The organism is Mesorhizobium sp. B263B2A (assembly GCF_020165775.1).
In the GTDB taxonomy this organism is placed as follows: Bacteria; Pseudomonadota; Alphaproteobacteria; order Rhizobiales; family Rhizobiaceae; genus Mesorhizobium; species Mesorhizobium opportunistum.
Genome location: NZ_JAIUIU010000063.1, coordinates 1 through 1,462 on the forward strand (window position 1 = coordinate 1; position 1,462 = coordinate 1,462).

Annotated in this window: 2 protein-coding genes; one reads left to right on the forward strand and one right to left on the reverse strand. The window is 67.4% G+C overall.

Annotation, left to right across the window (positions count from 1 at the left end; genetic code table 11):
• Positions 1-124: 124 nt before the first annotated feature.
• Positions 125-724 (reverse strand): LysE family translocator, encoded by a 600-nt coding sequence (locus LB568_RS33380; RefSeq protein ID WP_224732398.1) that lies wholly within the window; start codon positions 722-724, stop codon positions 125-127.
• 56 nt (positions 725-780) lie between these two features.
• On the opposite strand from LB568_RS33380, the gene LB568_RS33385 reads away from it, so the two are divergent.
• A partial coding sequence (locus LB568_RS33385; RefSeq protein WP_224732399.1) for a LysR family transcriptional regulator occupies positions 781-1,462 on the forward strand: 682 nt, incomplete at its 3' end.

Consider the following 1,462-nt stretch of genomic DNA (forward strand, 5'->3'; position numbering starts at 1 on the left):
TTCCTCTACCCCGTCGATCGGGGGAGAGGTGGCTCGGCGAAGCCGAGACGGAGTGGGGGTCGACCAGCACAGCATAAGCGCTTTGTCGGGGGGCAAGCCCCCAGCTTCTGCAAGGCCGCAGCTTCTACGCCGTCCGCCACATCGGAATGATCGACGCGGCCAGCACTAGCGCCAGCACGATGTTGAGCGCGCGCCATTGCCATTCGGTCTTGAGCAGCCGGGCCAACACCATGCCGGCGACGCACCAGACGGACAGCGAGATGGCGGCGGCGAGGCCGAAGGTCGAGCCGAGCAGCAAGGCGAGTTGTCCCGGCCCGTCGGCAAGGGCTGCAAAGGATGCCGCCGCGCCCAGTCCCATCGCCCAGCCCTTGGGGTTCATCCACTGGATGCCGGCGCCGCCGAGGAAGCTGTTGGGCCTGGCCATCGTCACATCGAGATTGGGTGGCCCGGCGCGGCCTATCTTGAGCGCCAGCCACAGCAGATAGAGCGAGCCGATCACCTTCATCGCCAATTGCAGCGAGGGGACCGCAAGCAGCAGGCCGGCAAGGCCGGCGGCCGCGGCCGCGGTCACCGTCGCGAGGCCGGCGGCGCTGCCGATCATCAGGGGAACCGACCGGCGAAAGCCGAACTGCGCGCCCGAGGCTGTCGACAAGGTGGTGGCGATGCCCGGCGTGGCGGTGGCCACGAAGGCAAACAGGATGAGCGGCAGGATGGGCTGGAGCATGGGGCGTCCTTTTCGGAAGGCTCCATGGTAGGCCTGAGCTGATATCAGTAAATGCAATGTTTGCGATGAGTGACATTAGCATCTATAATGAACGGATGATCCGCAATCTCGATACCGCGCTGGTGCGCACTTTCGTCACCGTGGCCGACAAGGCGAGCATGACGGCGGCCGCCAACGCGCTGCATCTGACGCAGGGCGCCGTCAGCCAGCAGGTCAAGCGGCTGGAGGACACGCTCGGCTGCAGCCTCTTCGAGCGCGACCGGCGCGGCCTGCGCCTGACGCGCTCCGGCGAGCGGCTGTTCGACAAGGCCAAGCGCCTGCTCAGCCTCAACGACGAGATCTGGGCCGAGATGGCGGGAAGTGCTGTCGCCGGCCAGGTGCGGCTCGGCGTGCCCTACGATCTCGTCGGCACCTTGCTGGCGCCGGTGCTGAAGGCCTATGCCGAGACCTATCCGCAGGTCGAGATCTCGCTGGTCTGCGCCTCCTCACCGGAGTTGGCGTCAGCGCTTGCCGCGGGAACCATCGACCTTGCGGTGATCGAGGAGCGGGTTGGGCCGACGGCCGGCGAATGCCTTGCCGTCGATCGGCTGGTCTGGGTCGGCGCGAAGGGCGGCGTCGCCCGCGCCAAGCGGCCGCTGCCGGTTTCGATCGTCGCCGACACCTGCGCTTTCCGCCCGGCGGTGCTTTCGGCGCTCAACGAACATGGGCTGGAATGGCGCACGGTGTTCGAGAACGGCA